Annotated in this window: 24 protein-coding genes and 5 pseudogenes; 18 read left to right on the forward strand and 11 right to left on the reverse strand. The window is 34.7% G+C overall.

Going from position 1 to position 24925, the window contains the following annotated elements; genetic code table 11:
- Positions 1-6: 6 nt before the first annotated feature.
- A complete protein-coding gene (locus AAGD69_RS01470) occupies positions 7-417 on the reverse strand; it encodes a hypothetical protein (RefSeq protein WP_341812336.1) in 411 nt (136 codons plus the stop codon).
- Positions 418-598: 181 nt separating this feature from the next.
- Here AAGD69_RS01470 and AAGD69_RS01475 point away from each other — a divergent pair.
- A pseudogene (locus tag AAGD69_RS01475) lies at positions 599-1622 on the forward strand (IS110 family transposase).
- Positions 1623-1690: 68 nt separating this feature from the next.
- Here the strand turns inward: AAGD69_RS01475 and AAGD69_RS06945 are convergent.
- The 3 genes and pseudogenes from AAGD69_RS06945 to prfB form a co-directional block, all read right to left on the reverse strand.
- Positions 1691-1747: pseudogene (locus AAGD69_RS06945) on the reverse strand (hypothetical protein); the annotation flags it as partial.
- Positions 1732-2754 (reverse strand): ankyrin repeat domain-containing protein, encoded by a 1023-nt coding sequence (locus AAGD69_RS01480; RefSeq protein WP_341812337.1) that lies wholly within the window; start codon positions 2752-2754, stop codon positions 1732-1734. The gene AAGD69_RS01480 and the pseudogene AAGD69_RS06945, both read right to left, overlap by 16 nt.
- 64 nt (positions 2755-2818) lie before the next feature.
- Positions 2819-3923 (reverse strand): peptide chain release factor 2 gene (gene prfB, locus AAGD69_RS01485; protein ID WP_341812338.1). Its coding sequence is split into 2 segments (ribosomal slippage): positions 2819-3847 and positions 3849-3923, totalling 1104 coding nucleotides; the frame shifts between segments, so codons are not numbered across the junction.
- A 154-nt stretch (positions 3924-4077) separates the two neighbouring features.
- Here prfB and mgtE point away from each other — a divergent pair.
- A complete protein-coding gene (gene mgtE, locus AAGD69_RS01490; RefSeq protein WP_341812339.1) occupies positions 4078-5448 on the forward strand; it encodes a magnesium transporter in 1371 nt (456 codons plus the stop codon).
- A gap of 27 nt (positions 5449-5475) precedes the next feature.
- Here mgtE and AAGD69_RS01495 read toward each other — a convergent pair whose 3' ends face one another.
- Positions 5476-6927 (reverse strand): TrkH family potassium uptake protein, encoded by a 1452-nt coding sequence (locus AAGD69_RS01495; RefSeq protein WP_341812340.1) that lies wholly within the window; start codon positions 6925-6927, stop codon positions 5476-5478.
- A 146-nt stretch (positions 6928-7073) separates the two neighbouring features.
- Here AAGD69_RS01495 and AAGD69_RS01500 point away from each other — a divergent pair, with 146 nt between their 5' ends.
- Positions 7074-7244 (forward strand): hypothetical protein, encoded by a 171-nt coding sequence (locus tag AAGD69_RS01500; protein WP_341812341.1) that lies wholly within the window; start codon positions 7074-7076, stop codon positions 7242-7244.
- Between the two features lie 236 nt (positions 7245-7480).
- Positions 7481-8248: a hypothetical protein gene (locus AAGD69_RS01505; RefSeq protein WP_341812342.1), complete on the forward strand. Its 768-nt coding sequence runs from the start codon at positions 7481-7483 to the stop codon at positions 8246-8248.
- 83 nt (positions 8249-8331) lie between these two features.
- Here the strand turns inward: AAGD69_RS01505 and AAGD69_RS01510 are convergent, their stop codons facing one another.
- Entirely contained in the window at positions 8332-9348 is a 1017-nt protein-coding gene (locus tag AAGD69_RS01510) for a substrate-binding domain-containing protein (protein WP_341812343.1), read from the reverse strand.
- 141 nt (positions 9349-9489) lie between these two features.
- Here AAGD69_RS01510 and dcd point away from each other — a divergent pair, with 141 nt between their 5' ends.
- Entirely contained in the window at positions 9490-10047 is a 558-nt protein-coding gene (gene dcd / locus AAGD69_RS01515) for a dCTP deaminase (protein WP_341812344.1), read from the forward strand.
- A gap of 5 nt (positions 10048-10052) precedes the next feature.
- On the opposite strand, the gene AAGD69_RS01520 is transcribed toward dcd, so the two are convergent.
- Together AAGD69_RS01520 and AAGD69_RS01525 are read right to left on the reverse strand one after the other, a co-directional pair.
- The gene (locus AAGD69_RS01520) at positions 10053-11087 is read right to left on the reverse strand and encodes a hypothetical protein (RefSeq protein ID WP_341812345.1); all 1035 of its coding nucleotides are present in this window, start codon (positions 11085-11087) and stop codon (positions 10053-10055) included.
- Positions 11088-11239: 152 nt separating this feature from the next.
- Positions 11240-12265: pseudogene (locus AAGD69_RS01525) on the reverse strand (IS481 family transposase).
- Positions 12266-12321: 56 nt separating this feature from the next.
- Between AAGD69_RS01525 and AAGD69_RS01530 the strand changes: the two are divergent.
- From AAGD69_RS01530 to AAGD69_RS01540, 3 genes and pseudogenes are all read left to right on the forward strand, one after another.
- Positions 12322-13929: pseudogene (locus AAGD69_RS01530) on the forward strand (phage tail protein); the annotation flags it as partial.
- A gap of 225 nt (positions 13930-14154) precedes the next feature.
- Positions 14155-15330, forward strand: a complete 1176-nt coding sequence (locus AAGD69_RS01535; protein ID WP_341812346.1) for a multidrug effflux MFS transporter — start codon at positions 14155-14157, stop codon at positions 15328-15330.
- A 56-nt stretch (positions 15331-15386) separates the two neighbouring features.
- Positions 15387-16046 carry an ankyrin repeat domain-containing protein gene (locus AAGD69_RS01540; RefSeq protein WP_341812347.1) on the forward strand — a complete coding sequence of 220 codons (660 nt, stop codon included), beginning with the start codon at positions 15387-15389 and terminating at the stop codon, positions 16044-16046.
- Between the two features lie 423 nt (positions 16047-16469).
- On the opposite strand, the gene AAGD69_RS01545 is transcribed toward AAGD69_RS01540, so the two are convergent.
- Genes AAGD69_RS01545 through AAGD69_RS01555 form a run of 3 tightly spaced genes read right to left on the reverse strand, consistent with a single transcriptional unit; the run spans position 16470 to position 17090 of the window.
- A complete protein-coding gene (locus AAGD69_RS01545) occupies positions 16470-16604 on the reverse strand; it encodes a hypothetical protein (RefSeq protein ID WP_341812348.1) in 135 nt (44 codons plus the stop codon).
- 1 nt (position 16605) lies between these two features.
- Positions 16606-16815: a tail protein X gene (locus AAGD69_RS01550; RefSeq protein WP_341812349.1), complete on the reverse strand. Its 210-nt coding sequence runs from the start codon at positions 16813-16815 to the stop codon at positions 16606-16608.
- Complete coding sequence (locus AAGD69_RS01555) at positions 16812-17090, reverse strand: phage tail protein (RefSeq protein ID WP_341812350.1); 279 nt, start codon at positions 17088-17090, stop codon at positions 16812-16814. The genes AAGD69_RS01550 and AAGD69_RS01555 overlap by 4 nt, the downstream gene beginning before the upstream one ends.
- Positions 17091-17192: 102 nt before the next feature.
- On the opposite strand from AAGD69_RS01555, the pseudogene AAGD69_RS01560 reads away from it, so the two are divergent.
- From AAGD69_RS01560 to AAGD69_RS01605, 10 genes and pseudogenes are all read left to right on the forward strand, one after another.
- A pseudogene (locus AAGD69_RS01560) lies at positions 17193-18027 on the forward strand (transposase family protein).
- A 515-nt stretch (positions 18028-18542) separates the two neighbouring features.
- Entirely contained in the window at positions 18543-19010 is a 468-nt protein-coding gene (locus AAGD69_RS01565; RefSeq protein WP_341812351.1) for a hypothetical protein, read from the forward strand.
- Between the two features lie 1169 nt (positions 19011-20179).
- On the forward strand, positions 20180-20350 hold the full coding sequence (locus tag AAGD69_RS01570) for a hypothetical protein (protein ID WP_341812352.1): 171 nt from the start codon (positions 20180-20182) through the stop codon (positions 20348-20350).
- Positions 20351-20535: 185 nt separating this feature from the next.
- A complete protein-coding gene (locus AAGD69_RS01575) occupies positions 20536-21153 on the forward strand; it encodes a hypothetical protein (protein WP_341812353.1) in 618 nt (205 codons plus the stop codon).
- Between the two features lie 104 nt (positions 21154-21257).
- On the forward strand, positions 21258-22964 hold the full coding sequence (gene argS / locus AAGD69_RS01580) for an arginine--tRNA ligase (protein ID WP_341812354.1): 1707 nt from the start codon (positions 21258-21260) through the stop codon (positions 22962-22964).
- Positions 22965-23059: 95 nt separating this feature from the next.
- Positions 23060-23284, forward strand: coding sequence for a hypothetical protein (locus tag AAGD69_RS01585; protein WP_174132978.1), 225 nt, complete (start codon positions 23060-23062; stop codon positions 23282-23284).
- Positions 23265-23564: a type II toxin-antitoxin system RelE family toxin gene (locus tag AAGD69_RS01590; protein WP_250295924.1), complete on the forward strand. Its 300-nt coding sequence runs from the start codon at positions 23265-23267 to the stop codon at positions 23562-23564. Before AAGD69_RS01585 ends, AAGD69_RS01590 begins: the two co-directional genes overlap by 20 nt.
- A gap of 166 nt (positions 23565-23730) precedes the next feature.
- On the forward strand, positions 23731-23856 hold the full coding sequence (locus tag AAGD69_RS01595) for a hypothetical protein (protein WP_341812355.1): 126 nt from the start codon (positions 23731-23733) through the stop codon (positions 23854-23856).
- Positions 23857-23916: 60 nt separating this feature from the next.
- Positions 23917-24531: an ankyrin repeat domain-containing protein gene (locus AAGD69_RS01600; protein ID WP_341812356.1), complete on the forward strand. Its 615-nt coding sequence runs from the start codon at positions 23917-23919 to the stop codon at positions 24529-24531.
- 50 nt (positions 24532-24581) lie between these two features.
- On the forward strand, positions 24582-24728 hold the full coding sequence (locus AAGD69_RS01605) for a hypothetical protein (protein WP_341812357.1): 147 nt from the start codon (positions 24582-24584) through the stop codon (positions 24726-24728).
- Positions 24729-24925 lie beyond the last annotated feature (197 nt).

Consider the following 24925-nt stretch of genomic DNA (forward strand, 5'->3'; position numbering starts at 1 on the left):
TTGGAATTAATTAGGAGATACTTCCTGCCCATTTCCATTTACGTTTTGCGCTTCTTTCATTTCATCCATTTTAGTACTAGGTTCTAACATTCTAACTGTAGTATAAGCTACCGCTAATGCTGCTGCTACAACTGTAACTACTGCTCCTATTACAGGATATAGCCCAGCTGTAATTGTTCCAGTTGCAAAAAGTGTTATCGTTATAGCAGTACCAAACAATATTGTTAAACTGAAAGCAACAAGGGATATTTTACCCTGTTGGTCATGTCGTTTCATTCTTTCTTCAGATAAAAGAAAATTCACATGCCGAACTATATAATGATTTTTGTCAAAATCGCTCGGAATGTTATTATCATTATCCTTCAACAAAGGGTTTTGTATCTTGTAAAAAGCATCTAATGTTTTAAGCTTAAGCATTAGATGGAGAAGGGAAGCACTCTGTCATAGGGCTTAGATATAAAATCTGTCAAGTAGATAAGAGCTCCCTTCTCAAAGGTATAGGCTGGAAGGTATCGTAGAAAGACCTAAATGGTTCTAATTCTATATCCTCAAGAATAGCCTTACTTTTCATTTTTAATGGTAACGTATGGGGTTATATATGATCAACAACTTTCTGGGAATAGATGTATCAAAAGATCGCTTTGATGTTTTTCTCTCATTTATAAGTAAAAAAGGAAAACGTGAAACTAGGAAAAGAAGCTTTAAGAACGATGATAATCGGTTTCAAGGTCTGCAGAGCTTTCTACAAAAACATAACGTAGAGCAAGTGAAAGCTTGTATGGAAGTTACTGGTTGTTATAGTGAAGCTCTGGCTGAATTTCTACACAATGCTGGACATTTTGTAAGTGTTGTAAATCCTTCTTGCATAAGATCTTATGCAAGAAGTAAGCTTGTACGACAAAAGAATGATCAGACCGATGCGGAAATTATTGCTGATTACTGACAAAGACAGGAACCAACTCGTTGGACACCACCTTCTCCTGAGTTAAAAAAATTAAAACATCTTTATCGTTGCTCGGCTGCGTTAAAAGATGAATTGACATTAGTAAATAACCACTTAGAAAAAAAAGAGAGACTGCCTAAAGAAGTTACAAATGCTTGGGAAGACCTTGCAATGAATATAGCTCAAAAAATAGAAACAATAAAAAACTCCATACGTGAACTATTAAAGCAACACAAAGAGTTGTTGGAAAATTTTCAACTTCTATTAACTATTTCAGGCATAGGAGAGGAATCAGCAATAGCTATCTTAGCTGAAGTTCCTGACATAAAAGCTTTTAGAAATGCCAGGCAATTGGCAGCATATGCTGGAGCTATACCACGAAATATAACGTCAGGTTCCTCTGTATATGCCAAGCCCAGATTAAGTAAATCAGGTTCACGAACACTACGTAAGGCAATGTATTTTCCTGCTATAGTAGTTAAAAATCACAATCCTATTATTATGACTTTTTGCAAGAGATTAAAAGAAAAAGGCAAGCATAATATGGCCATTGTGGGAGCTGCGATGCATAAGTTACTCCATATTGTTTTTGGTGTTCTAAGGTTCAAAGAAGGCTTTTGATCCAGATCATATCAAAAACTACAGGGCAAAGCTGTTGGAGGAAGGTTTACTTAGCTGATTGTTAAAAAAAATACTTTCAATCTTATATGAAATATTGCCTTATTTTGTAATTTTCTTGTTGACTAACTAGACGGTATCTGCTCTTTTTTCTTCTATTAAGGCCCCAATTATCTCCTTATTGTAACGTCTAGCAGCAAGGTGTAAAGGGGTCCTTCCATCCTTATCTTTTGCACATTAACCTTTGCTCCTGCTTCTACTAGAACCTTTACTTCCTCTCTATTGCCAGCAAAATGTAAAGGTGTACTGCAATCCTTATCTTCTGCATTAACATTTGCTCCTGCTCCTATTAGAGTTTTTACTATCTCTTTACCCTGGGCAAAATGTAAAGGTGTACGTTTACTTTCATCCTCTGCATCAACGTCTGCCTCTGATAGTATTAAAGTTTTTACTATTTCTATATGGCCATTTCTAGCAGCAATATGCAAAGGAGTTTCTTCATGATTATCTTTTGCATTAACATCTGCCCCTAATACTATTAGAGTTCTTACCATCTCTTTATCCAGAGCAAAATGTAAAGGAGTATGTTTATCTTTATCCTCTGCGTTAACTTTCGCCCCTGCTTTTATCAGAGCTCCTATCATCACTTCTCCTATTAGAACTTTTATTCCCTCTCCACAGCCAAATTGAACAGCCGTGTGCAAAGTAGTCTTTCCATTTTCATCTTCTACATTAACGTCTGCTCCTACTTCTAATAGATTATTTACCACACCAATATGGCCCTTCTCAACAGCCAAATGTAAAGGAGTATGTTTATCTTTATCTATTGCATTAACATCTATATCTTCTCTTTTCAATAGAAGATTTACTACTCCTGTTTGATCATTTGCACAAGCCAAATGCAAAGGAGTATATCCATTATATTCGTTTACTGCATCAACATTTATACCTTCTATTCCTAATAGAATATTTACCAATACTAAACAGTCATTTTTAACAGCTAAATATAACAGTGTTTCATCAAAAACAGTAAATTTATGATTTACGTTAAAATTATCTTGTTTCCACTTTGTGTATTCAGGATATGATTGCAACCTCTCCTGTATTTTTGTAATTATATTATTTTTATAATAATCTGCGTAAGCATTTACATCAGTTAATACTTTTCTCCACTCATCATTGCTCATTGTCATAACTTTACTCCTACTTTAACAATATTTTAATTATCATATATTATGACAAGAAAGTCAACCCTACCTAATTTTGCTTAGTAAGCACACTAACTATGAAATAATCTATATTACCATCAAAAACAGAATTTATATTACCCACTTCATGTCCGGTTCTTAAATCCTTCACCATTTGATATGGATGCATAACGTACGATCTGATCTGATTGCCCCAACCTATATCGCATTTTTTACCATACTCTTCAGCCATCTTTTGTTCTTTCTTTTCCATTTCAATTTGGTATAAACGTCCTTTAAGTAATTTTAACGCCTCATCTTTATTTCTGTGTTGAGAACGACCATTTTGGCATTGAACTACAACACCAGTTGGAATATGCGTAATGCGTACCGCACTTTCAGTCTTGTTCACGTGCTGACCGCCTGCTCCGGAAGCACGGTAGGTATCGATCTTTAGATCCTTTTCATCCACAGCAATATCAATTGAATCTTCTATCACTGGAGTTACTCCTACACTTGCAAAACTGGTATGACGTTTACCATTTGCATCAAACGGCGATATTCTAACCAGCCTGTGAATTCCACTTTCACTTTTTGCCCACCCGTAAGCTTTTTCTCCAACGATTTTTATCATTGCAGACTTTATACCAACCGACTCTCCTTCTAATTTTTCTACAACTTCAACTTTAAAGTTGTGATAAATTTCTGCCCATCTTGTATACATGCGCATCAGCATTTCAGCCCAATCATTGCTCTCTGTTCCACCAGCTCCTGAGTGGATTTCTAAAAAGCAGTTATTGTTATCTGCTTCACCAGTAAATAAGGATTCTGTCTCTTTAAGTTTGATTGATTTCTCTAGCTTAGCTAATTCACTTTCAACTTCAGAGAAAAATTCTTCATCATTCTCATCAATAGCAGACTTCATTAAGCTAATGGCATCGTTGTAATCGCTTTCCAGCTTTAAAAACAACTTTACGTCATTCTTAATTTTAGAACGTTCTTTTAAAATTTCTTGTGCCTTTTGATTGTCTTGCCACAGATTATCATTCGACGCTTGGGAATCCAGCTCTTCAAGACGCAACTTTAATTTTTCTATGTCAAAGACACCTCCTGATAAGAGAAATACTTTTATTTAAGCCTTGAAAGTATTCGAAAATTTCTGAATAAGTTTTCATTATACTTTAGATTTTAATATATTTACTATTACTAACAATAACAGCAAACAAAATAGAAATTTAACCATATGATAGTTAATTCAAAATAATTTCATTATACTTTAATGTTTAAGGAAATCAAGTGTGTATATTTATTAAAAAATAAGGTAAAGTAATGAATATTGAAATAAGTTCTCATTATGGTTTAGACAAAAAGGCTATTGATGACTTAATAGAGTCACTTGATAACGAGGAGCTAGAAAATGTTCGTAATATTGTAAAAACGATAGATAGCGTTCAGTTAGCTTATTTTTTATCTACTTCAATCAGTGATCACAGGGAGAAATTAGTTAATATCCTCGATCAACATTTGTTAAGTGATGCCCTAGTGCATGTAGTGCCAGATTTACAAAGAGAGATCATAGAAACATTGGGAATAGAAAATACAGCAAAGTTACTAATGCTCCTTGATTTAGAAGATATAGTAACCATAGTGAAAGATTTGGATAGAAAGTCTATAGAAAACATACTTAACTACTTACCCAATGCAACTCAAAAATTAGTAGAGGAATTGTTATCATACCCAGAAGAAAGTGCAGGAAGGTTGATACATAAAAATATGGTTATAGCTCCATATTATTGGACGATAAATCAGCTAATGGAATTCTTGCGCAACTATAAAAAAATACCAGAAAGATTTCACCAGATATTCATTATCAACTCAAAATTAGAGCCTATAGGCAGTGTTAATTTAAATAAGGTAATATCTCACTCAGGAGACACAATAATAAAAGAGATAATGGATCATGACATAAAAATCATTAAAACTGGAGTAGACCAAGAGGAAGTAGCAAGAATATTTAAAGATTACTCTCTATTATCGGCTCCGGTAGTAAATAAGAATGGTAAAATTATTGGTGTGATCTTAATTGAAGATGTGATAAAAGTTATTCAACAAGAAACAGAAGAGGATGTACTCAAAATAAGCGGTGTATCTTCTAAAGCCGATATAAATGCCTCTATACATAAAACTATAATTAAAAGGCTACCTTGGTTACTGTTTAACCTCTTAGCTGCAACAATGTATTCCATAGTAGTTGGCTTTTTCGATGATGTAATAAAAAGTTTTATAGTACTGCCAATAATCATGCCGATAATTGCATCAATGAGCGGAAATGCAGGATCCCAAACAGTAACGCTAACCATCCGGGCAATCGCAACAAAATATCTAACTGAGCAAAATGCAAAAAGAGTACTGATGAAAGAATTTTTAATAGGTCTTATAAACGGGGTAATTTTATCTACCATTTCACTCGTAGTATTAGCAATAAGATTTCACAATTTCAAAGTGGAGATGATTTTTGTGGTCTCCATGATTATGATGTCAATTATTGCAACGTTCATCGGAACTTTCATTCCTATAATGCTTCACCGTTTAAAGTCTGACCCTGCAGTTTCTTCTTCAATCCTAACATCGGCAACAACTGATATTCTCTCAGCTCTTATATTTCTTGGTTTAGCTACGATCTTTTTATTAAACAGTTGACAATATCAAGTTTCACAACTTTACCAACTATTTCTTTCTATTAAATAAGAATAAATTACCTATACAAAAATAGATTGGCAATATTTCAAGTCTACCAAGCAGCATCAAAAACGACAAAAATAATTTTACTTCATTACTGAAAGAAGAATAGTTACCTGAAGGGCCTATTAAATTACTAAATCCCGGGCCAGAATTTGTAAGCGTTGCAGAGACTGAGCTGATGCTAGTTATAAAGTCTGCATTGCTTAAGTAAGACATCACTATTGATGAAATGGTAAACGTTAACATGAAAATTGCAAAAAATATAAAGACAGAGTGAACTTCATCATTCTCCAGGGTTTTTCCGTTGAATTTTACCCTATTACCTGCACCTGGGTTTAATAAAAGGCGAAAGTGATTTCCTATAGACTTTAGAAAAATGATCAAACGAAAGATTTTGATGCCACCACTTGAAGAACCACTACATCCACCAACAAAGGTTAGAAAAAAAGCTAAGACTGAAATGAAGCTCCAATCTATATGATTACAGATTGCATAACCAGTTGACGTAATCAAGGAGGTGATGGTAAATATGCTGCATCTAAATGATAATGACACTCCTAAATCAACATTTTGATACAACCAAAAACAAGCAAATAAAGATGAAACAATAGCTATCTTAACAAAGTAAGAGACCTGTTCATCATAGCAAATGTCTAACCGTCTTATGATTTTTAAATAGCTAAGAAAAGGCAGAGAACCCAAAATCATAAAAATGATCGTTATGACTTCTAACATAGGGTTATTGTAGTGCCCTATAGAATCATTATAGTTAGCAAATCCACCAGTTGATACAGCGGACATTCCGTGACATATTGCGTCAAATAGTGGCATACCAGCCAGATAATAGGAAAATATACATAACAAAATTAGGCCATAATATATTGCTGTAATATGAATTACTACGCTTCGCGTGTTCGGCAACTTCCTTTTTGTAGCATCTGAATATTCAGAATAAAGTAAATTATTTAGGCTGAAAATCTTAAACATAGGAAAAACTGCAATTCCTAAAGTGATTACACCAAAACCCCCCATGCCATGTAGCATTGCTCTCCATAGCAGTATTCCTGGAGATTGTTTTTCAATATCATTAAATATAGTTGCCCCTGTGGTTGTGATGCCAGATATCGTTTCAAATAATGCATCAACATAGCTCAGATTATCAAAATAGAAAGGAATAGCTGCAAACAAAGACGAGGCAATCCAGGTGCAACTAGTAATTGCAAAAATTGCCGGCATGCCATTTAATTTACCGAGTAAAATAAAAATTACGCCAGATGTGCAGGTAATTATGAATCCAGCGAGAAAATTTTTCCATTCGTAGCTGAGATATTTATTAGTAATAGCAGGAATAAGCATTGCTAAGCTAAATAACAATAGGAATATTCCCACAATAAATACAATTGAACGTAAAGTTTGTAAACGTTGATGAATTTTCATAGAGTTATTTCCTCGCTATACAAAGCCATAAAAGCTACTCTAACGTCAAGCATTTTGTTGGCCTTTATTAACAGTTATTAACAATATACTTGACTTATTTGTAAATATGTGTGATAATTAAATTGTTTATAAATTAGAGGTAAGATATGATTGAATTAACTGATGCACAAGAAGAAATTCTAGGTTCATTAAGACAGGCAGTCTGTGATGACAAATCTCAAAAAGTCCAGTACATATTCAACAATAATGAACATAATGATATACAAGCAGTTTTGAGCCACGAGGGGACTTTGACTAGTGACAAAGGTACCATTTAGATTTTGTTATTAACTGTTCTAAAGCTAGCGTTAATACTAAAGCAGAGATCATTGAACTAATTTGGAAGGAAGCTGATCAAAAAACTCGTGATTTTTTGTGTGGTTACGAGGTAGCAAATTTTTTTGAAGATCAACCATATTTTACGGATACAATAGATAATCTTAAACGCTTTCAAGGAAAAATTGACCCTAATAACACAGATATATATCCTGCTCTTAAAACAGTTATTCAAGAAATGGAAGAGCACAAGAGGGTAATTGGTCATATAAATAACCTCCATATGGTATTTGAATCTCTTGATCCTAATGACGATATTAACTGGGAACAAATTGGAGAAGCACTCGACTTTGGTAACGATCAGGAGAAAGTTTTTACATGTTTAGCGGAAAGCATCTTTAATCAAAATCTCTTGAGGGAAAGTTTACTCTCGGATTCTGAAGAAGTAGTAGTAAAAATGATAAAATTTCTTGAATTTTTCTACCAAAAAACTCCTGAGAAGTTTCTTCGATCCCTTTTTGGGCTTTCTGATAACAACAAAGGTGGTTTTACGTTTTTGTTTCGCAATGACCTAGAAAATTTAAAAGGCCAACCGGAATCACACAAATTGGTCAACGACTTTATTCAAAAAATTGACGAAGACCTTAATGAATATGCGTCCAAAAAGCTTATAGAAGAACAAAGAATAGAAGATGCAGAGCATATACGGAAATTAAAAGAACAAGAAACCGAAACTGCAGGCAACACATACCCTGTACCAACTACTGGCAACAAAACCACAGAAAAGAACGATACAACCTTCTGGAGTGAACACAAAGGGAAGATTGCTCTAGGTGTTACTGGACTATGCGTAGCTGGTGCTGTTGCAGCCTATGTGCTAGCGTATCCTGCAGTTGCACTGGCTTTAGCAGTTTTGGCAGCAATTATATTAATGGGTGCTGGTATTGCTAAGGTTTTAGAAGATCCAAGTGTAGAAAAACAGTTTACACCACAACAAGGAGTATAACGTTAATAATGTCATCCCAGCGCGCTGCGCTGGGGTCTGGCTATAGACGTTCCAGAATAAAAAATGTCAAAGAAGCGTTGCCGTCACTTTATATCATAAACCTTTGCTGAAGTTTTCTTTATATCTTCACTTGAAAGTGGAATTAGACCAAGCCTAGATAGATACCCATCTTCAATGCCGATCGAATCTATAATTTCTTTTATGAATTCTCTTAATCCATCAACAGTATCCAGGTGTTCTTTCTTTATATAAAGGTATAGAGGTCTTGCTAATATATATTTTCCCGATGATATATTTTCGTAAGTTGGCTCAATTTCTGCAATTGTGCTCCCTTGTATTTTATCTTGATTCCTCATTAAAAAGCTAAAACTAAATATCCCTAAAGCGTTCTTGTTACTTTTCAATTTTTGTATTATTATGTTTTCATTAATTCCAACTTCTATATACCTTCCGTCATCCCTTATATTACCACATGCTTTCTTTCTTTCTTCCTGATCTTTATAATTCTCTTTGAAAATTCTCGAGTTCATGCATGAATATTGATTGAACATAATAGAATTAACCAAAGTTTCGTATGTGCCTGTATTTTGATGTGGACCATAAATTTCAATTTCTGTTTTTGGTAAGGCTTGATTTACATCAGACCAAAACTTCTTATTATTTTTTACTAATTTATCATTTTCTTGAGAATATGCAGATAAAGTTTCAAATAAGTCCTTCTTTGTGAAATCAAATCTATGGCTTTGATTTGAATTTGCAATGACAATTCCATCATAGCCAATGATGATCTCTATCACTTCATTAATTTTATTCCTTTTACATAGTTCTCTTTCTACTTCCTTCATAGGGCGAGATGAAGTGGTGATGTCTGGCGTGTCTTCCCCTATTCCTGAGCAAAACATTTTGAACCCTGATCCACTTCCTATCGATTCCACAACTGGAGTCTTAAAAGAGAATACACGATTGAACTCCTCGGCTACAAATGAGATAAAAGGAAAAACGGTTGAAGATCCAACAATTCTGATGTATTTCCTGGCATCAGCATTTGACAGCGGCGTGAATAATACGAATACAAAAATCAGGAAAAAGTTTCTAAGCATTATTTTTAGTTAAGAACATAAATCTAATTATTGTAATAAAAAATCAAACTTAAAAGCTTTAATTGCATGACAAAAGCTACAGTTTACATTTAAATTTTATTTTATATTATTGTAAGTATTACACAACTTTAAGGGGCAATTATGGCAGTTATGCCAGATAAATGGATAAGAGAAAAAGCTGAAAACTTTGGGATGATAGAGCCTTTTGTGGATCACAAAAGCAGCAAAGGTGTTATATCTTTCGGACTATCGTCTTATGGGTATGATGCAAGAGTGGATAATAAATTTAAAATTTTTACTAACGTTAATTCAGCCATCGTGGACCCTAAAAATTTCTCTGAGAATAGTTTTATAGATAAAGAAACAGACGTATGCATAATTCCACCAAATAGCTTTGTGCTTGCAAGCACAGTGGAATATTTTCGTATACCAAGAAATGTACTGGTCATTTGTGTTGGTAAATCAACTTACGCAAGGTGTGGAATTATAGTAAACGTTACTCCCTTAGAACCTGGATGGGAAGGTCATGTCACACTCGAATTCTCAAACACCACTCCACTTCCTGCAAAAATTTACGCTAATGAAGGCACATGCCAATTCGTATTTTTAAGCGGCGAAAGTGAGTGTGAAAAATCATATGATGATATGAAAGGAAAATATATGAATCAGCATGGTATCACTTTGCCGCTGGTAAAGTGATTACTTTAGGTAAAGCAAGATATTGTGCTATTGTACTGAAGATTACTAAGATAAGTTTTAACTAATTTGTCGCATTCTTTATCACCTAAAACTGCACGTGCATAGTGGTTTTTAAATGACTCTACATAGCTTGAAAAGAAATTTGTAGAAGGAGGATTACTTAAAGCTTCTGCAACTTCTTTTCTTTCTTTATCATTGGAAAGCTGATTAAATAGTTCTTCTCCCTTTTTTTGCAGCTCATTTTCAAATTCCTGCTTTATAGTATTCTTATCTGCTTTTTGCAAGAAGGAAAACTCTTCAAAAGTGTACAAGGAAGAGACAATACTGTTGAAGGTACCAGTAAAACATGCACTTGAACCATGACCACCACGCACTCCGTATTCTGTTTGCGATTCTACTAAATGTTTAACCAGTTGATATTTTCTCTGTGATATGCGGGTATTAATATCTATATTCTGATCAGCATTTGCTCTAGTTTGATCGTTGCAAGCCTTCCAAGCTAAATTTAAAACTTGCTTCAATGTTAACCCTCTTCCACTATGTGTACCAGGGTTATTTTTTATACGCTCCAAGCACTCAAGTGCATGTTTTTTCTCATCTTCTGTAAGTTGATCTTTATCTGCAGCTTTTTGTGTGCCATTTGCTATGCACTCTAACTGATCAATAAATCCTTCTATTTCCTCTATAAACTTATCATCAAAATCAGGCTCGCCATAGTTTTCTTTTAGCTTTTGAACGTTAATATTAATTGCATCATTTACATTAGTATCATGCGTTGTTTGTGGGATACGTGCTGCCTCCATAAATGCTTCAGTTCTTTGCTCTAACCATTCAGACATTTTGCCTCCTGCAAAAAGATATAGCTTACTCAATACCTTGGCGATTAAGAAAAACACCAGGAGAGAAATAACAAATATTATAAAAAATACTACAAATAAACCTGTGATTAGCCACCTTACAGGAGCTAGCAGAATTTCTTTTGCTTTTTTTAATTTTGACGGTCTTTGTATGTTGTCTGGTGTATTTACTACTTCTGGCATAATTAGTTTAAGTTAGTATCAATATTTTTAATATACTACATTTTTTCTTATTTTGTCAACTCAAATTTCTACTTCCGCACTTTTTCATTGTTGCTTACAATGATTATAGCTACATAATTTACTCGTGTGTTTTTCTTAATTAAAAACTTCAACTATTCATTGTAAGCTGTTAAATTTCTTATCATAGCATCTGTCATCCCAGTGCTCAGACACTGGGATATAGCAAAAAAAGTGTATGGTTCCAGAGTGTGATGGTAAGGATTTAGTATAAACAATTCAGGAGATTTTGTCCACTGAGAACATGTAAATTCAAAAGGAGTAAGACCATTAAGAGTTTTGAGTCTCTTTGCATAATTGTAAGCCATGACAAAGTCATAAAGATGCTTTGTGAGTTGCTGATGTGATTGGTAGTAGTATTTTTTAACAGTAGCATTTTTTAAAGTTTTGTTCATACGTTCAACTTGCCCATTTGTCTAAGGATGGCTGATTTTTGTTAGACGATGTTCAATATTATGTTCTTCACAAACTCTATCAAATATGTGTTGGAAAGCGTATTTATGGCGTTTCTGGTTGGTAAATTGTATACCGTTGTCTGTCAAAACAGTGTGGATTTTATACGGTAGAATTTTAATCAAATTACGTAAAAACTCAGCAGCTATGGGTTTTGTAGCACTTTTATGTAACTCAATATAGGTGAATTTGGATGTTCTATCTATAGCAACAAATAGATATAGTTTTCCCTCCTCTGTTCTGACTTCTGCAATATCAATATGGAAATAGCCTATAGGATATTTCTTAAATTTCTTTTTTGGTTTAGCTTCACCATCAACATCTGGCAGTTTGCTAATGTTATGTCTTTGTAAACAGCGATGCAGGCTAGAACGAGTTAAGTGCGGAATTGTAGACTGCAAGGCATAAAGGCAATCATCTAATGGTAGAAGTGTATGCTTCCGAAATGCGACGATTATTGCTTCTTCTTCTAAAGTTAGAACAGTTGATCTTGGATGTTTTGGACCCATATCAGCGTCTTTAGTGAATGAGCGTTTTCTCCACTTAATAATAGTTTTTGGATTAAGGTTATAATACTTTGAGAGTTTTGCTATGCTCTCTTTACTATTTTGTATTGCTCTACGAATCGTCTCTGTTGTTTTGGCACACCCATGTAATACTTGTCCCATAATTCCTCCTTTGATGGTATTTTTTTCTCACATTTTATCATACTATCACACTCTGGGACTGTACAGTTTTTTGGAAAAATATAGAGAAATGGTGGAGTGAAACTCACATAAACCCCGGTGGTAGTAAAACAAAATGGCAACCAAAAATGAAAAAAATATGGTTTACTGAATATGGATTTCCCAGTATGAACGGCTGCACTAATGAGCCAAATGTGTTTGTTGACAAAGGTAGCATAGAGAGCAAATATCCACGATATTCAAACGGAGAGGTGAGCTTTCTTTCACAAAAAATTGCAATTGAAGGAACGCTAAAGAAGTGGCAAAGCTCAGAAATGGTAGAAAAAATGTTTCTCTGGGCATGGGATGCAAGGCCATTTCCTTACTTTCCCAATTTATGTGATATGTGGGCTGACTGCCATAACTGGCAGACAGGACATTGGATTCAGGGGATTCAGGGAAAGCTTTCACAGCTTAATATTTCCGATGTTTTATTGGATTTGTTACAAAAAACAGGTTTAAAAAGCAATCAGTTTGATACAAGCAACGTCAAAGGGTTATTGTCTGGATATGTGATAAACGACCAGCAACCCATACGTTCAATTATTAAAATGCTGCAAAGTTGCTATTTTTTTGATGTGGTTGAACAGGGCTCTAAACTGAAATTTGTCCAAAAGGGCAGGGGAGTTACAACTGTAATGCCAATTGGTGAAACGGTTTTCAGTAACAATTCAAAGCAAATGCAACTTGTTAATATTAGTCAACTGGATTTAAACAATAAAGTTAACGTCGTTTATTTTAATCGCAATTTTGGCTATCCAATTGATGTTAAATATGCTGAACTTCCAAAGCAAGGCACTGCTATAACAGTTGAAATACCGCTCATTATGGAGGAGGGAGAGGCGCAAAATATAGCTGAGGTTTTACTTTATTCTTCGTGGCAAGAGAGAAATATATACAATTTCAAGCTGCCGATAAAATATGCGTGGCTTGTGCCAAGTGATGTAATAACGATTTTAGACGGTGAGAAAAAGCATACGGTGAGAATTATAAAAACAAAATTTGAAAGCATGTCCATTCAAGTAATTGGCGTTGGTTATGATTACTCTATATATAAGCTTTCTTTTCCTTCAACAAGGTCACTTATGCTGAAGGAATACCCTCCTTCTCACATCAGCAAAACCATCATAGAAATGATAGATTTACCGCATATTAAAGGTAATAGCGCAAGCTTTACTTTAATTAATGAGGAAAAGAATTGGAAAGGAGCAACACTCTTTATTTCGTACAACGATAAGGATTATAAGCCTATCGCAAGCACAAATAAACAGTCTACTTACGGATATGTAATGGAATCTACCGATGAGGGGCTTGTAATAGTATTACGTTTTGGTAAGCTGCTAGGAATTATCGATTCAAATTCAGCATTAATCGGAAAAGAGATAGTGAAATTCCAGAGTACTAAACTCATAAATAAAAATAAATATAAGCTTAGCAACCTAATTAGAGGGCAAGAAGGTACTAAAGACACCGCAGGTGAAAAATTTGTTCTACTTGATGATTCAATAATATCTTTCGAAGTGCAAAGGGGAAAAAAGTTTTACCTAAAAGCAGTGACTTACGGTGATTCATTGGATAACACGGAAGCAAAGGTCCTGAACAATTGATGCTCAGTATTTAAACTTAAACCTGAATAATTGAAAATAAGATATTGAAATTCAGGCTTTTTATGATTTTAGCTTAAGATTTCAGTGTCCGCTACTCGAATGACATCGTTTACTATGTAAAATTGTACTTATACTAATGAAAAAAATATATTATAATCAAGTATATTTAATTCAGTAAATCATTAAGTGAAAACAGCTCTTTCGCAAAATATCATCTCTCTTATTATGATATTGTCTGTAGCAGTTGTCGATATGGCAACTGACCTATACTCAGTTGCACTACCAAGCATTGCCAATTATTTTAAAGTAGAAGGCAGTGTAGTGCAGCTTACAATTAGCTTGAATCTAGTTGGATTTGCAGTATCTGGATTAATTTATGGTCCATTATCGGACCATTATGGTAGGCGTCCAATGATGCTGATTGGTATGACAATTTTTACTTTGGCAAGTGTCATGTGTTATATAGTCGACAGTATTATGCTCTTGATACTAATTCGCTTCATACAAGGAGCAGGGGCTGGTGTTGCAGGTGTTGTTGGGTATGCAGCAATAAGGGATATGTACTCGGGTAGTGAATACTCGAGAGTAATTTCAAAGTTAAATATGGTAGTGGCACTCTCACCTGGAATAGCTCCAGTGGTGGGCGGTTATATAATTTCACATGGGTATAGTTGGAAATTTTTGTTTTTTATTATGTCACTTGTGGCAATTGCTATGCTTATTTTTATTTACTTTAAGTTACAAGAAACACTCACTGTGAATAAAAATGAAACCAGTATAACTACTAATATCTTCAAGCAATATATATCAATATTTAGAAATTATCGTTTCCTTGGGTTTTCAGCCATTCATGGATTAACTTTCATGTGGTTTTGGGCATATGTTGCTAACTACCCGTTCATATTTGAATCAATGGGCATTGAAGTACAGTATTTTGGCTACCTCATATCGATTATAGTCATATTCTACATAATTGGAACTTTAATTAATAGAAGGTATGTACCAAAAGTAGGGGTGAGCAAAATGCTAATAATAGGTTTGGTGTTACCGATAATATCCGATAGTTTATTGGTATATTTTTATTTCGCGGACAAGTTAAATATGTTAATTCTTCAAGTTGCCTGGATTCCAGCCAATATTGGGCTTGCATTAGTAATCAGCAATAACGTAACTTCTGCTTTAGAAACGATCAAAGGTATAGGGCTTGGTAGTGCAGTCCTCTCATTCTGCAACATGATGTTTGGGGCTATTGGAATATATATAGCAGGAAAATTTTTTCGCTATGGTATTTTACCAAATTTACTATTAACAATAGCATGCTCTACAATTGCAATTCTTATGTACAGCCGGCTCAAATGTACTGAAAAACACGGGTATTATTTGCGTGATCCAGGAACATAAAGGTCATAGATTATTAATGGTTTTATTATAACAATATAGTTTACAGGAGGTATGGGATGAGTAATGTAAATGAAGATAATGAAGATATAGGTAATGATTTAATTCAGGCTGCTAAAAGCGGTAATATTGATGATGTAAAAAATCTGTTGGATGAAGAAGAAAAAGCACAGGTTAATGCAACAGATGAAAAAGGAAAAACTCCTTTACATTGGGCTGCTCGAAATAACGACAAAGAGGTAGTAGAAGCCCTACTGAAAGTAAATGGGATCAATGTTAATGCAAAAGATAATAGTGGATGTACTCCTTTACATTTTGCTGCTCTAACTGGCCATAAAGATGTAGTAAAAGCCCTACTGAAAGTAAATGGGACCGATGTTAATGCAAAAGATAATAGTGGATGTACTCCTTTACATTGGGCCGCTATAAAGGGCCATAAAGATGTAGTAAAAATTCTATTAAAAGGAGGAGCAAATGTTGATGCAAAAGATAATAGTGGATGTACTCCTTTACATTGGGCTGTTGAAAATAATGACAAAGAGGTAGTAGAAGCCCTATTGGATAAAGATGGAATCGATGTTAATGCAACAGATGATTCTGAAAATACTCCTTTACATTTTGCTGCTCGAAATAACAACAAAGAGGTAGTAGAAGCCCTATTGGATAAAAAGGCAAATGTTGATGCAAAAAATAATATTGGATTGTATCTTGAGGTCTAATAGTCGTCGTTCCTAAAGCTTTTCCTGTTACTGATTTTGCTGCACCTTTTGGAATAAACAATATATATCCTCCTGCCAGTTTTGCCATAGCTTCGCGCTCTATAGCTATTCTGGTTAACAAATTTATATCACTTTCTTCAGTCTGATCAATGTGTGGTATCAATATATCTTTAAATTCTTCAGCAACTTTGTACCCATATCCATGTTTATTTGCTATTCCTTTGACTAAATCACCTAGTGTAATCTGATGCCATTCCCTAGATACTTTTTCCTTTAGTGATATCATCAAATTTGTTGCATGACCTTTGATCATCAAGGTTTTTGGTGGACTTTGCACCGTAACTTCATTAACTGTATATAAACCTATGGGTAGTACTCCTGTTTCTCTATATCCCAAAGTAATCTTTAACTCTTTTGGAACTTTTATGTTATCATCCCTGTGTAATCAACACATATTTCAACTACATCTTCTATAGTCCCTGATTCATCAGTAACATGCATTGACACCAAGCGATCTTTTGTTAATTCATACCCTTCAATGATAAACTCTGGTTGCATCTTATCCCCAAATCTTTAAGGTTGATTTCTGTAGAGGTTTCTCAATTACAGGCAACTTAATTTTCAGTCCTGCAGGCAAAAAGCTCACATACTCTGCAAGTCCAGGATTTTTTTCCAAGACCACTTCTACTGCTCCTGAAGTAAATCCATAGTGCTTCCAACAAATATAATCCAACATGTCATTCTCTTTTGTCGAGTAATATGTAGTCATAAATAACGCCTTAAACTTAAATTAAATTCAACTTTTTTCGGTAATCCACAAGGAAAAAATGATGTTTGCTTTTCTTCAAAGCGAGTAATGACAAATTGTCCTGAAACATTTCCCATGCTATCAACTAAAGTGTGAGGTATTTGATTTGCTTCTGCTTCTTTTATACTCTTTAATTGATCTAACCCGTTATGAAGATAAATTACTCCTTCTAAATCTACATTTTTTGCCCCTTGGCCAATATTCTGTAGTAATTGCTTACCAATACACTTAACCACACTCCAACGCTTCTCTTTGCTATAGACCTGCTGCAAAAGGTGATTGAAAAAATAATGTGAGAGAAGTAGAAGAAGAATAAGCAGATTGAGTAAGGTAAAAAAATGAGCTTTAGTTACTATAACATGAAGAAACACCCAAGAAACTTTCGTAATATAACAGGTTTAACTATAGAGGAGTTCGAAAAGGTAGTGGAAAAAGTGAGGTCTGGGTGGGAAAGAGTTGAAAAACAGAAAAAGTGCCATGGTAGAAGATCACAACTACCAACTCTAGAAGATAAGTTATTTTGCGTAATTTTGTACTATCGCACTTACATAACACATAGATTTTTAGGGTGCCTGTTCAATGTTCACAACGCAAATGTATTTAGGTTACTGAAGAAAATAGAGCCATTACTTGCCAAAAAAGTTACTATAACAAAAGATAGAAGTATGACACCAGAAAAAATACTGAAGATTCTGGCTGATGTTACAGAACAGCAAATACAGAGACCAGAAGATAGTAAAAAACGGAAGAAATCATATTCAGGAAAAAAAAAGAACCAACACTATGAAAACTGAGATTGTTATCGAAGAAGGTGGAAGAATTTTATCAGTGTCAAATTCATATCGTGGTAGAATTAATGATTTTCGCATAAGGAAACAAGAAAAATATTTACCAATCGATAGCATAAAATATGCCGATTCTGGATATCAAGGTTGGCAAAAATTGCAAAGCAATGTTATAATTCCATATAAAAAGTATCGTAAAAAGCCATTAACTCCAGAGCAGAAAGAGCATAATAGAAGATTAGCATCATTTAGAATGAGAGTAGAAAATAAGATCCGTGAGATAAAGATATTTAAGATTATGTCTCATGTTTACCGCAATTTTCAGAAAAAATACAACCTGAGGTTCAATATTATTGCTGGTATTGTGAATCTTAAGCACGCCTTTTAGTTAACCTTGATTTTAGTCACCCTCCTTTCCTTCTTTTTATTGCTTGATTCTCAGCAGGTCTTATGTCATAACCATTTTGATACGTATCATAATTACTATGATACATGCCACAATCCTTGTGATGGATTTGGTTTTTTTTGTTAGAGGATCGTTTTTTAAACAACTCATAAACGCGTGTCTAGCTATACGCGCTTCCAAGAGCACATGGGTGTTATTCAACCCATGTGTTTCACATTTTGCTTGAGAGGATAAGCAAGTTGTTATTCGCAGTGGCTATAGCAGTTCTACCAAAATTTATTTCAGCAACACAACTAATTTGACTACTGACAGCTCTTTCTTGGAATCTTATCATTATTCTGCCATAGTAAAACTTCCAACTCTAATATCTGCTACATTAAAGTCATATTTTGAAATGTACTGTAAGTTTGTGTATGCTAATTTTAATCTCAAAATTATTAAATTGTTAATTATTTTATCCTATAATAATCTAATAGTTATTTTTTTTAGGATTTTTTATGACTCGTTATTCAATTTCACAACCGTACAACGTTTACTCTCATAATACCGATGTACCTTGTTCCTCAGATTCTAAATCAGCATGCATATCTGATAAATCTGAAGATAAGTCTTGCCTTGACAAGGACTGCACAGCCATGTACAAGCTTTGTCTTATAGGTGATCATCATATTCCTAATTTACACATACCCTTCAAGCATAATCACATTTCATACCAAGATAACCATTATTCACATTTTAATCATTATCATCATCCATGTCACAGTAGTCACGAAGCAGCATGGTATCATGCTCACGACTCTGGTAACACAGTAGTGGTAAATATACCACCATATCATTTGGGAACTGGAATTAGAAATGGAATTGGAGCTGGAGTTGAGACAGAATTTGGTACGCACGAAGTTGTAAAAACTGAAGCAGTATCTCTAGATCATTTCAAGCCTACTATGGCGGCAGAGATAATTTAAGAATTTTTGTAGGTAGTTGTAATGAAGGTAATGAAAGGGTAACTTTGGTTATCACGTGTGTGATAGGTTCGTTAGTTGTTTTACTCTTCTTTAGTACTAAAGAAGAGTAAAACAAACTCATAAACGCATGTCTAGCTATACGTGCTTCCAAGAGCACATGGGAACCCATGTATTTTGCTTGAGAAGATAAGCAAGTTGTTATTCGCAGTGGCTATAGCAATTCTACCAAAATTTATTTCAGCAACACGACTATACTTACAGTTCCTTTTTGAAATCTTTGCTCGTAGTAAAATTTCTGAACTCTAATATCTACTACTTGTATAATGGCTGGTTTGCCTCTAACTATTGTATAATAAATCTCCACCTTACTTAAGCGTATATATTGAACTACATCACTATTAATAGCTGACCCAAGCAACACGTCATACCGCCGCGGCGCTAACTAGTAGCGGAATGACGGTTTTTCAAATTGTCGGTAAATCTAAGTCAGTTTAGCTAAAAACCGTATTCTGAAATATATTGCAAATTAAGGATCTCAAACATGCTAGTTTTAACCTTAGAATTATAAAATCATTAACTTTTTTATCCTATAATAATTCAATAGTTACTTTTTAAAGGATTTTTATGACTTACAATTTTTCTTCGTATCCACGTATGGATCCATGTATTTCTGCACGCACAGCTTGCATAACTGACCCACGGTACCATCATAACTTTGACCCATGTTACCATAATCGCTTTGACCCTCGGCATGATGGACTCGACTTAAATATACAGCTTCCTGACTTCGATTTAAATATACCACCTTGTCCCCCTTGTCCTTCTTATCCACAACCTAAGCCTGACACTGGACTTGAGCCTAAAACCAAGGAACCGGAACCATTTGACATATTAAAGCTTGTGATATCGACCTTGCCAGGAACGGATAAGATTGTCAATTTGAAGACTAATAAGGAAACAGGCCTGGGTTCTGTGAAATGTGGGGAAATTATTAAGAACGCTAAAAATGACCTTGAGATTGTAAATGGCAAAATTGTGGGGAAGTGTTACGACAGTCCTGAATGTGATAAATGTGTGGAAGCATTGAACTCTAGCATAATCACTGTTCTTGCTACAGATAAACCCTTTTTTCCGCTCACAATGGACTTGAACCTAAGGAACCAATTGACATGTCAAAGCTTACAATAAGAGTTCCTGCAGGAGGTGATGATATTCTCGATGCTCGTGGACAGCCAACAGGCCTGAAAGCTAGAGACTGTATGAGAATTATTCATGACATTAAAAATGACCTTGAGATTGTAGACGGTAGAATTGTGGGCAAGTGTCACGACAATCCTTAATGTGATAAATGTGTAGAAGCATTGAACTCTTTCATAATAGATAGTCAATATGCTGAACCCTTTATGTCAACACTAGAAGGCACTGTTTATGTTATATAAAAGTAATGCAATGTGTACATTGTTAGTACACACTTCCACTTTATAGTTAATTTTTTAATAATTTTATTTACTAATGGAGTTATTTTATGTTAAAAAGCACCTGTTCTTATCCAAATCAAAAAAATACAAATCGTGCATGTTCATTATCACCTGATACATGTTCTGTCAGTGACATGGTGAGAGTTAATTTGTTCACAAAGCTGGATAATTGTAAAGTCAATAAGAGTAAGTTAATTCATAATAAATGTGGTAAAGATCTTAAGTGTAAGATTGACGATAAGACTATGAATAAACTGAAGAAAGGTCTTAAATGTGAGATTGATGATAAGACTAAGAATAAACTGAAAGAAGATATTAAGAATGAACTGAAGAAAGGTCTTAAGTTTGAGATTAGTGATAAGACTAAGAATGAACTGAAAGAAAATATTATGAGTGAACTAAAGAAAAGTCTTAAATTTGAGATTGATGACAAGACTAAGAATGAACTAGAGAAAGATCCTGATACTAAGAATGAACTAAAGAAAGAGAAAGATCCTGATACTGGTGACCCTGGAACTGGTACAGGTACAGGTGATGAAGGTACAGGTAATGAAGGTACAGATACTGGTACTGGTACAGGTGATGAAGGTACAGGTAGTAATTATTTTAGTGACAGCGAAAGTATGGCTTTCCCTCACTATAATTACGGTAACGACTTAATATAAACTATAACTTTCCTAATCCAGGAAAGTAAAATAGTTAAGATAACTCTTCAACTAGCACCACTTATTCGCTATACTGCTCTAGGTTTTCATAGGTTTTCTAGTTGATGAACATTTTCAAACAGGTTTCCTCTCTAATTTCCAGCAAATTAAATGAGTTGAAGCAAAGGGGTGTCATAAATACAAGTGCGGCAAATTTTATTGTAGAGCCTCCAAGCAATAGAGCACATGGTGATATCTATACAAATGTTGCTATGGTGCTTGCAAAGCATGAAAAGAAGAATTCAGTCGAGATTGCAGGGATGTTAGCAAGAGAATTTAAACCTTTTGATGAAGTTGCAAAAGTGGAAATAGCAGGCCCTGGTTTCATCAACATGCACTTAAAAATAGAAGTATGGCATGGAATTTTAAAACAAATAAATGAGCTGAAAACAGAGTTTGGCACCCTAGATATAGGGAACAATCAAGCCATCAATGTTGAGTTTGTATCTGCAAATCCAACTGGTCCACTGCATATTGGTCATGCAAGAGGAGCAGTATTTGGTGACGTTCTGGCAAATTTATTGAAAAAAGTTGGTTATAAAGTTACTAAGGAATACTATATTAATGATGCTGGAGCGCAGATAGATACACTAATAAAGTCAGTATATTTGAGGTATAAGGAAGCTCTGGGAGAAAAAATCAGCATCGAAAAAGGTTTATACCCAGGTGAATATTTAAAACCGATAGGGAATGGGCTGGCCAAAAAATATGGCAAGGAGCTTCTAGAAAAGCAAGATAATCAGGTGATTAGGGAGTATACTTTAAGTTCTATCTTAGAATTCATAAAGGAAGACATGAACTTACTTGGGGTAAGTCATGATGTTTTTACTTCAGAGTATGAGCTACAAAAAAGTTGCAAAATTGAAGAGAGTATAAAGATATTGTCTGACAAGGGTTTGGTGTATGAAGGGTACCTGGAGAAACCAAAAGGCAAAGAAAGTGAAAATTGGACTCCCAGAAAAGAGATGTTATTTCGCTCTACAAAATTTGGTGATGACGTTGACCGCGCATTGAAGAAAGAGGACGGCAGTTGGACTTATTTTGCCTCAGATATCGCTTATCATTTTGATAAGATATCACGTGGTTTTAATAATATGATAGTAGCAGTCGGTAGTGATCATAGTGGTTATATCAAAAGGCTCAAAGCAGTCGTCTCTGCGCTCAGTGACGATCAAGCAAAAATAGAGGTAAAACTGCATAATATTGTGAATTTTTTCGAGAATGGCAAACCTGTTAAGATGTCCAAAAGATCAGGAAACTTCCTCACAGCAAGAGATGTAGTGGAAGAAGTTGGCAGGGACATAATTCGTTTTATAATGTTAACACGCAAGAATGATATGGTCTTGGACTTTGATTTTGCTAAAGTTAAAGAACAATCAAAAGACAACCCTATTTTTTACGTGCAATATGCGCATGCTCGTGCTCATTCGTTAATGCGTAATGCTCCAAAAGAGCTCCCAACAGCAGACCCTTCACTTTTAAAGACAGGTGGAGAGCTCTTCCTCATAAAAACCTTAGCAAAGTGGCCAGATGTGGTAGAAACTGCAGCAAGGCTTTATGAGCCACACAGAATTACTTTCTACTTACTTGAAGTTGCAGAAGCGTTTCACGTTTTATGGGGGTATGGCAAGAGTGATTTAAACATGCGTTTCATACTGGAAGACAACTTAAACCTCACCGCTGCAAGAATGTTTCTCGTGCAAGCCTTAGCGCACGTCATCGCTTCTGGACTTTCCACCTTCAATATAGAGCCGTTAGAAGAAATGAGTTGACTTTTTTTGTGCAAGATTGTTTTTTCAACGAATAGAGGAATTGACAAAATTAAGTAAAAATGTTATAGTTTATAGTAGTATTTTCTGGTTAATATATGGCTCACAGTCAAAAAAAGCTCAATGTTAATGTAAGTTTTGACAGTAAATTGGCTCAGTATCTTACAGAAATGGCAGAGATTCAAAATAAAACTATCCCTGAAGTTTTAGTAGATTTAGTGGAAGAAGAGTTCGAAGAAGATGTAGAGCTATCCGAAATAGCTGACGATCGCCTCTCTGAAGGTGAAGAAGAAGTAGAGGATGATGAAAACATCTGGAAATAAAACTTACACTATAAAATTCTTAAAAAATGTTATTGAAAAAGAAATTCCAGCTCTTCCGGCAAAGATTAAATTAATGGTTCAGGAGGCCATAAAGAAACGCCTTACAGTCGATCCTTTTAATCTAGGAAAGCCTTTATGTCATAGCTTTAGAGGGCAATATAGGATAAGGGTTAGCAACTACCGTATAATTTATATCATAAATCATTCAGAACGTAAAGTACTTATTACTGCAGTGGGGCATAGAAAAAACATTTACAAACACAGAAGATTACACAATTAAAAATATAAGAAAGACCTCACCGCTGCAACTCGTCCAAGCCTTAGCACACGCCATCGCTTCTGGACTTTCTATCTTCAATATAGAGCCTTTGGAAGAAATGAGTTGACTTTTTTGCCATAATACATGATAATTAAAATATTATTGAAATAGGGGTAAAATTATTACAATGAACTATGAGCAGTTGAAAAGAATGTTAAGCGCGGTTGATAAGGAGGAAGGCTTAAGTAAAGACAACGTAATTGACAAAATAAAAGAGGAATTAAAGAAATATCCAGAAGAATATAAGAAATAGGAAGAAGCTGGTTTTGGTGTAAATCACCTGTTTGAAGTTGAAAGTGGTAAATTCACATTATTGCATTTAGCTTCTTACGAAGCAATATCTGATGATCTAGGAGATGTAGCAAATGCTCTATTAGGAGTAGAAGGAATCAATGTTGATGCAAAAGATTGGGGAGATACTCTTTTACATGTGGCTGCTGAAAAGGGCTATATAGACGTAGTAAATGCCCTAATAAAAAATGAGACTGATGTTAATGCGTTGGATCAATATGGATGGACTTCTTTACATTGGGCTGCTGCAAATGGCCGCACAAAGATAGTAAATACTCTAATAGAAAATGAAGTAAATGTTAATGCTGAAGACAAAAATAGATTTACTCCTTTGCATTTGGCTGCTTATCATGGCCATAAAGATGTAGTAAAAGCTTTGGTAGAAAACAAAGCAAATCCTTTATTAAAGAATAAAGATGGTAAAACTCCGAGAGATTTAGCTAGAACTGGTGATATAAAGAAGCTTCTGGAAGAAGAAGAAAAACAGCTAAAAAAACTAAACGAAGAAAAAAACAATTTAACGCAAGAAAGGATGATAATAAGGATACAACACCTCTTCTGGAAGAAACAGAAAAAAAACAACCTACATCAGCAATTAAAAAAGGTCTTTTCGCCAGTGGTGCAGTCGCAGTATTAGGCACTGCTGTAGCAGTAGCACTTTTTGCAACCGGAACAGTTGCAGTTGAGTTGATATCTATAGTAATAGCAGTGGCTGCAATTGCAGCAGCAGCACTAGCAGTTGGTGGTATCACATATACGATGTTAAAACCTAGTACTGAAATGGATGAAGTGGAAAAAGAACAAGGCATAATTGGGGATGAGCGGAAAGCTTGATCTGCTGGATTCCAGTGTCAGCTACTTTCATGACATCATCCTTTTTTCTGGATCCCAGTATCGGCTACTTGGATGACAGGAGAAGGTACTAGCCTGACAACAGTCATCCCGCTACGTGTTAGCGGCCGCGGCGGTATGACGTGTTAGCTATACTTAAAAATATGGTTGAATAGTTGTTAATAATAGTGTATAATTAT

This window comes from Wolbachia endosymbiont (group A) of Conops quadrifasciatus, from assembly GCF_964027015.1.
GTDB lineage: Bacteria > Pseudomonadota > Alphaproteobacteria > Rickettsiales > Anaplasmataceae > Wolbachia.

Bases quoted from the DNA above. Each gene is read 5' to 3' on its own strand.
- AAGD69_RS01535 (WP_341812346.1), top strand. From the start codon at position 14,155: ATGATATTGTCTGTAGCAGTTGTCGATATGGCAACTGACCTATACTCA.
- AAGD69_RS01585 (WP_174132978.1), top strand. From the start codon at position 23,060: ATGGCTCACAGTCAAAAAAAGCTCAATGTTAATGTAAGTTTTGACAGT.
- AAGD69_RS01575 (WP_341812353.1), top strand. From the start codon at position 20,536: ATGTTAAAAAGCACCTGTTCTTATCCAAATCAAAAAAATACAAATCGT.
- AAGD69_RS01550 (WP_341812349.1), bottom strand. From the start codon at position 16,815: ATGACTACATATTACTCGACAAAAGAGAATGACATGTTGGATTATATT.
- AAGD69_RS01520 (WP_341812345.1), bottom strand. From the start codon at position 11,087: ATGCCAGAAGTAGTAAATACACCAGACAACATACAAAGACCGTCAAAA.
- AAGD69_RS01545 (WP_341812348.1), bottom strand. From the start codon at position 16,604: ATGCAACCAGAGTTTATCATTGAAGGGTATGAATTAACAAAAGATCGC.
- AAGD69_RS01570 (WP_341812352.1), top strand. From the start codon at position 20,180: ATGTCAAAGCTTACAATAAGAGTTCCTGCAGGAGGTGATGATATTCTC.
- AAGD69_RS01500 (WP_341812341.1), top strand. From the start codon at position 7,074: ATGATTGAATTAACTGATGCACAAGAAGAAATTCTAGGTTCATTAAGA.
- AAGD69_RS01480 (WP_341812337.1), bottom strand. From the start codon at position 2,754: ATGACAATGAGCAATGATGAGTGGAGAAAAGTATTAACTGATGTAAAT.
- AAGD69_RS01505 (WP_341812342.1), top strand. From the start codon at position 7,481: ATGGAAGAGCACAAGAGGGTAATTGGTCATATAAATAACCTCCATATG.
- AAGD69_RS01495 (WP_341812340.1), bottom strand. From the start codon at position 6,927: ATGAAAATTCATCAACGTTTACAAACTTTACGTTCAATTGTATTTATT.
- AAGD69_RS01565 (WP_341812351.1), top strand. From the start codon at position 18,543: ATGACTCGTTATTCAATTTCACAACCGTACAACGTTTACTCTCATAAT.
- AAGD69_RS01595 (WP_341812355.1), top strand. From the start codon at position 23,731: ATGAACTATGAGCAGTTGAAAAGAATGTTAAGCGCGGTTGATAAGGAG.
- AAGD69_RS01510 (WP_341812343.1), bottom strand. From the start codon at position 9,348: ATGCTTAGAAACTTTTTCCTGATTTTTGTATTCGTATTATTCACGCCG.
- AAGD69_RS01540 (WP_341812347.1), top strand. From the start codon at position 15,387: ATGAGTAATGTAAATGAAGATAATGAAGATATAGGTAATGATTTAATT.
- mgtE (WP_341812339.1), top strand. From the start codon at position 4,078: ATGAATATTGAAATAAGTTCTCATTATGGTTTAGACAAAAAGGCTATT.
- dcd (WP_341812344.1), top strand. From the start codon at position 9,490: ATGGCAGTTATGCCAGATAAATGGATAAGAGAAAAAGCTGAAAACTTT.
- AAGD69_RS01470 (WP_341812336.1), bottom strand. From the start codon at position 417: ATGCTTAAGCTTAAAACATTAGATGCTTTTTACAAGATACAAAACCCT.
- argS (WP_341812354.1), top strand. From the start codon at position 21,258: ATGAACATTTTCAAACAGGTTTCCTCTCTAATTTCCAGCAAATTAAAT.
- AAGD69_RS01590 (WP_250295924.1), top strand. From the start codon at position 23,265: ATGAAAACATCTGGAAATAAAACTTACACTATAAAATTCTTAAAAAAT.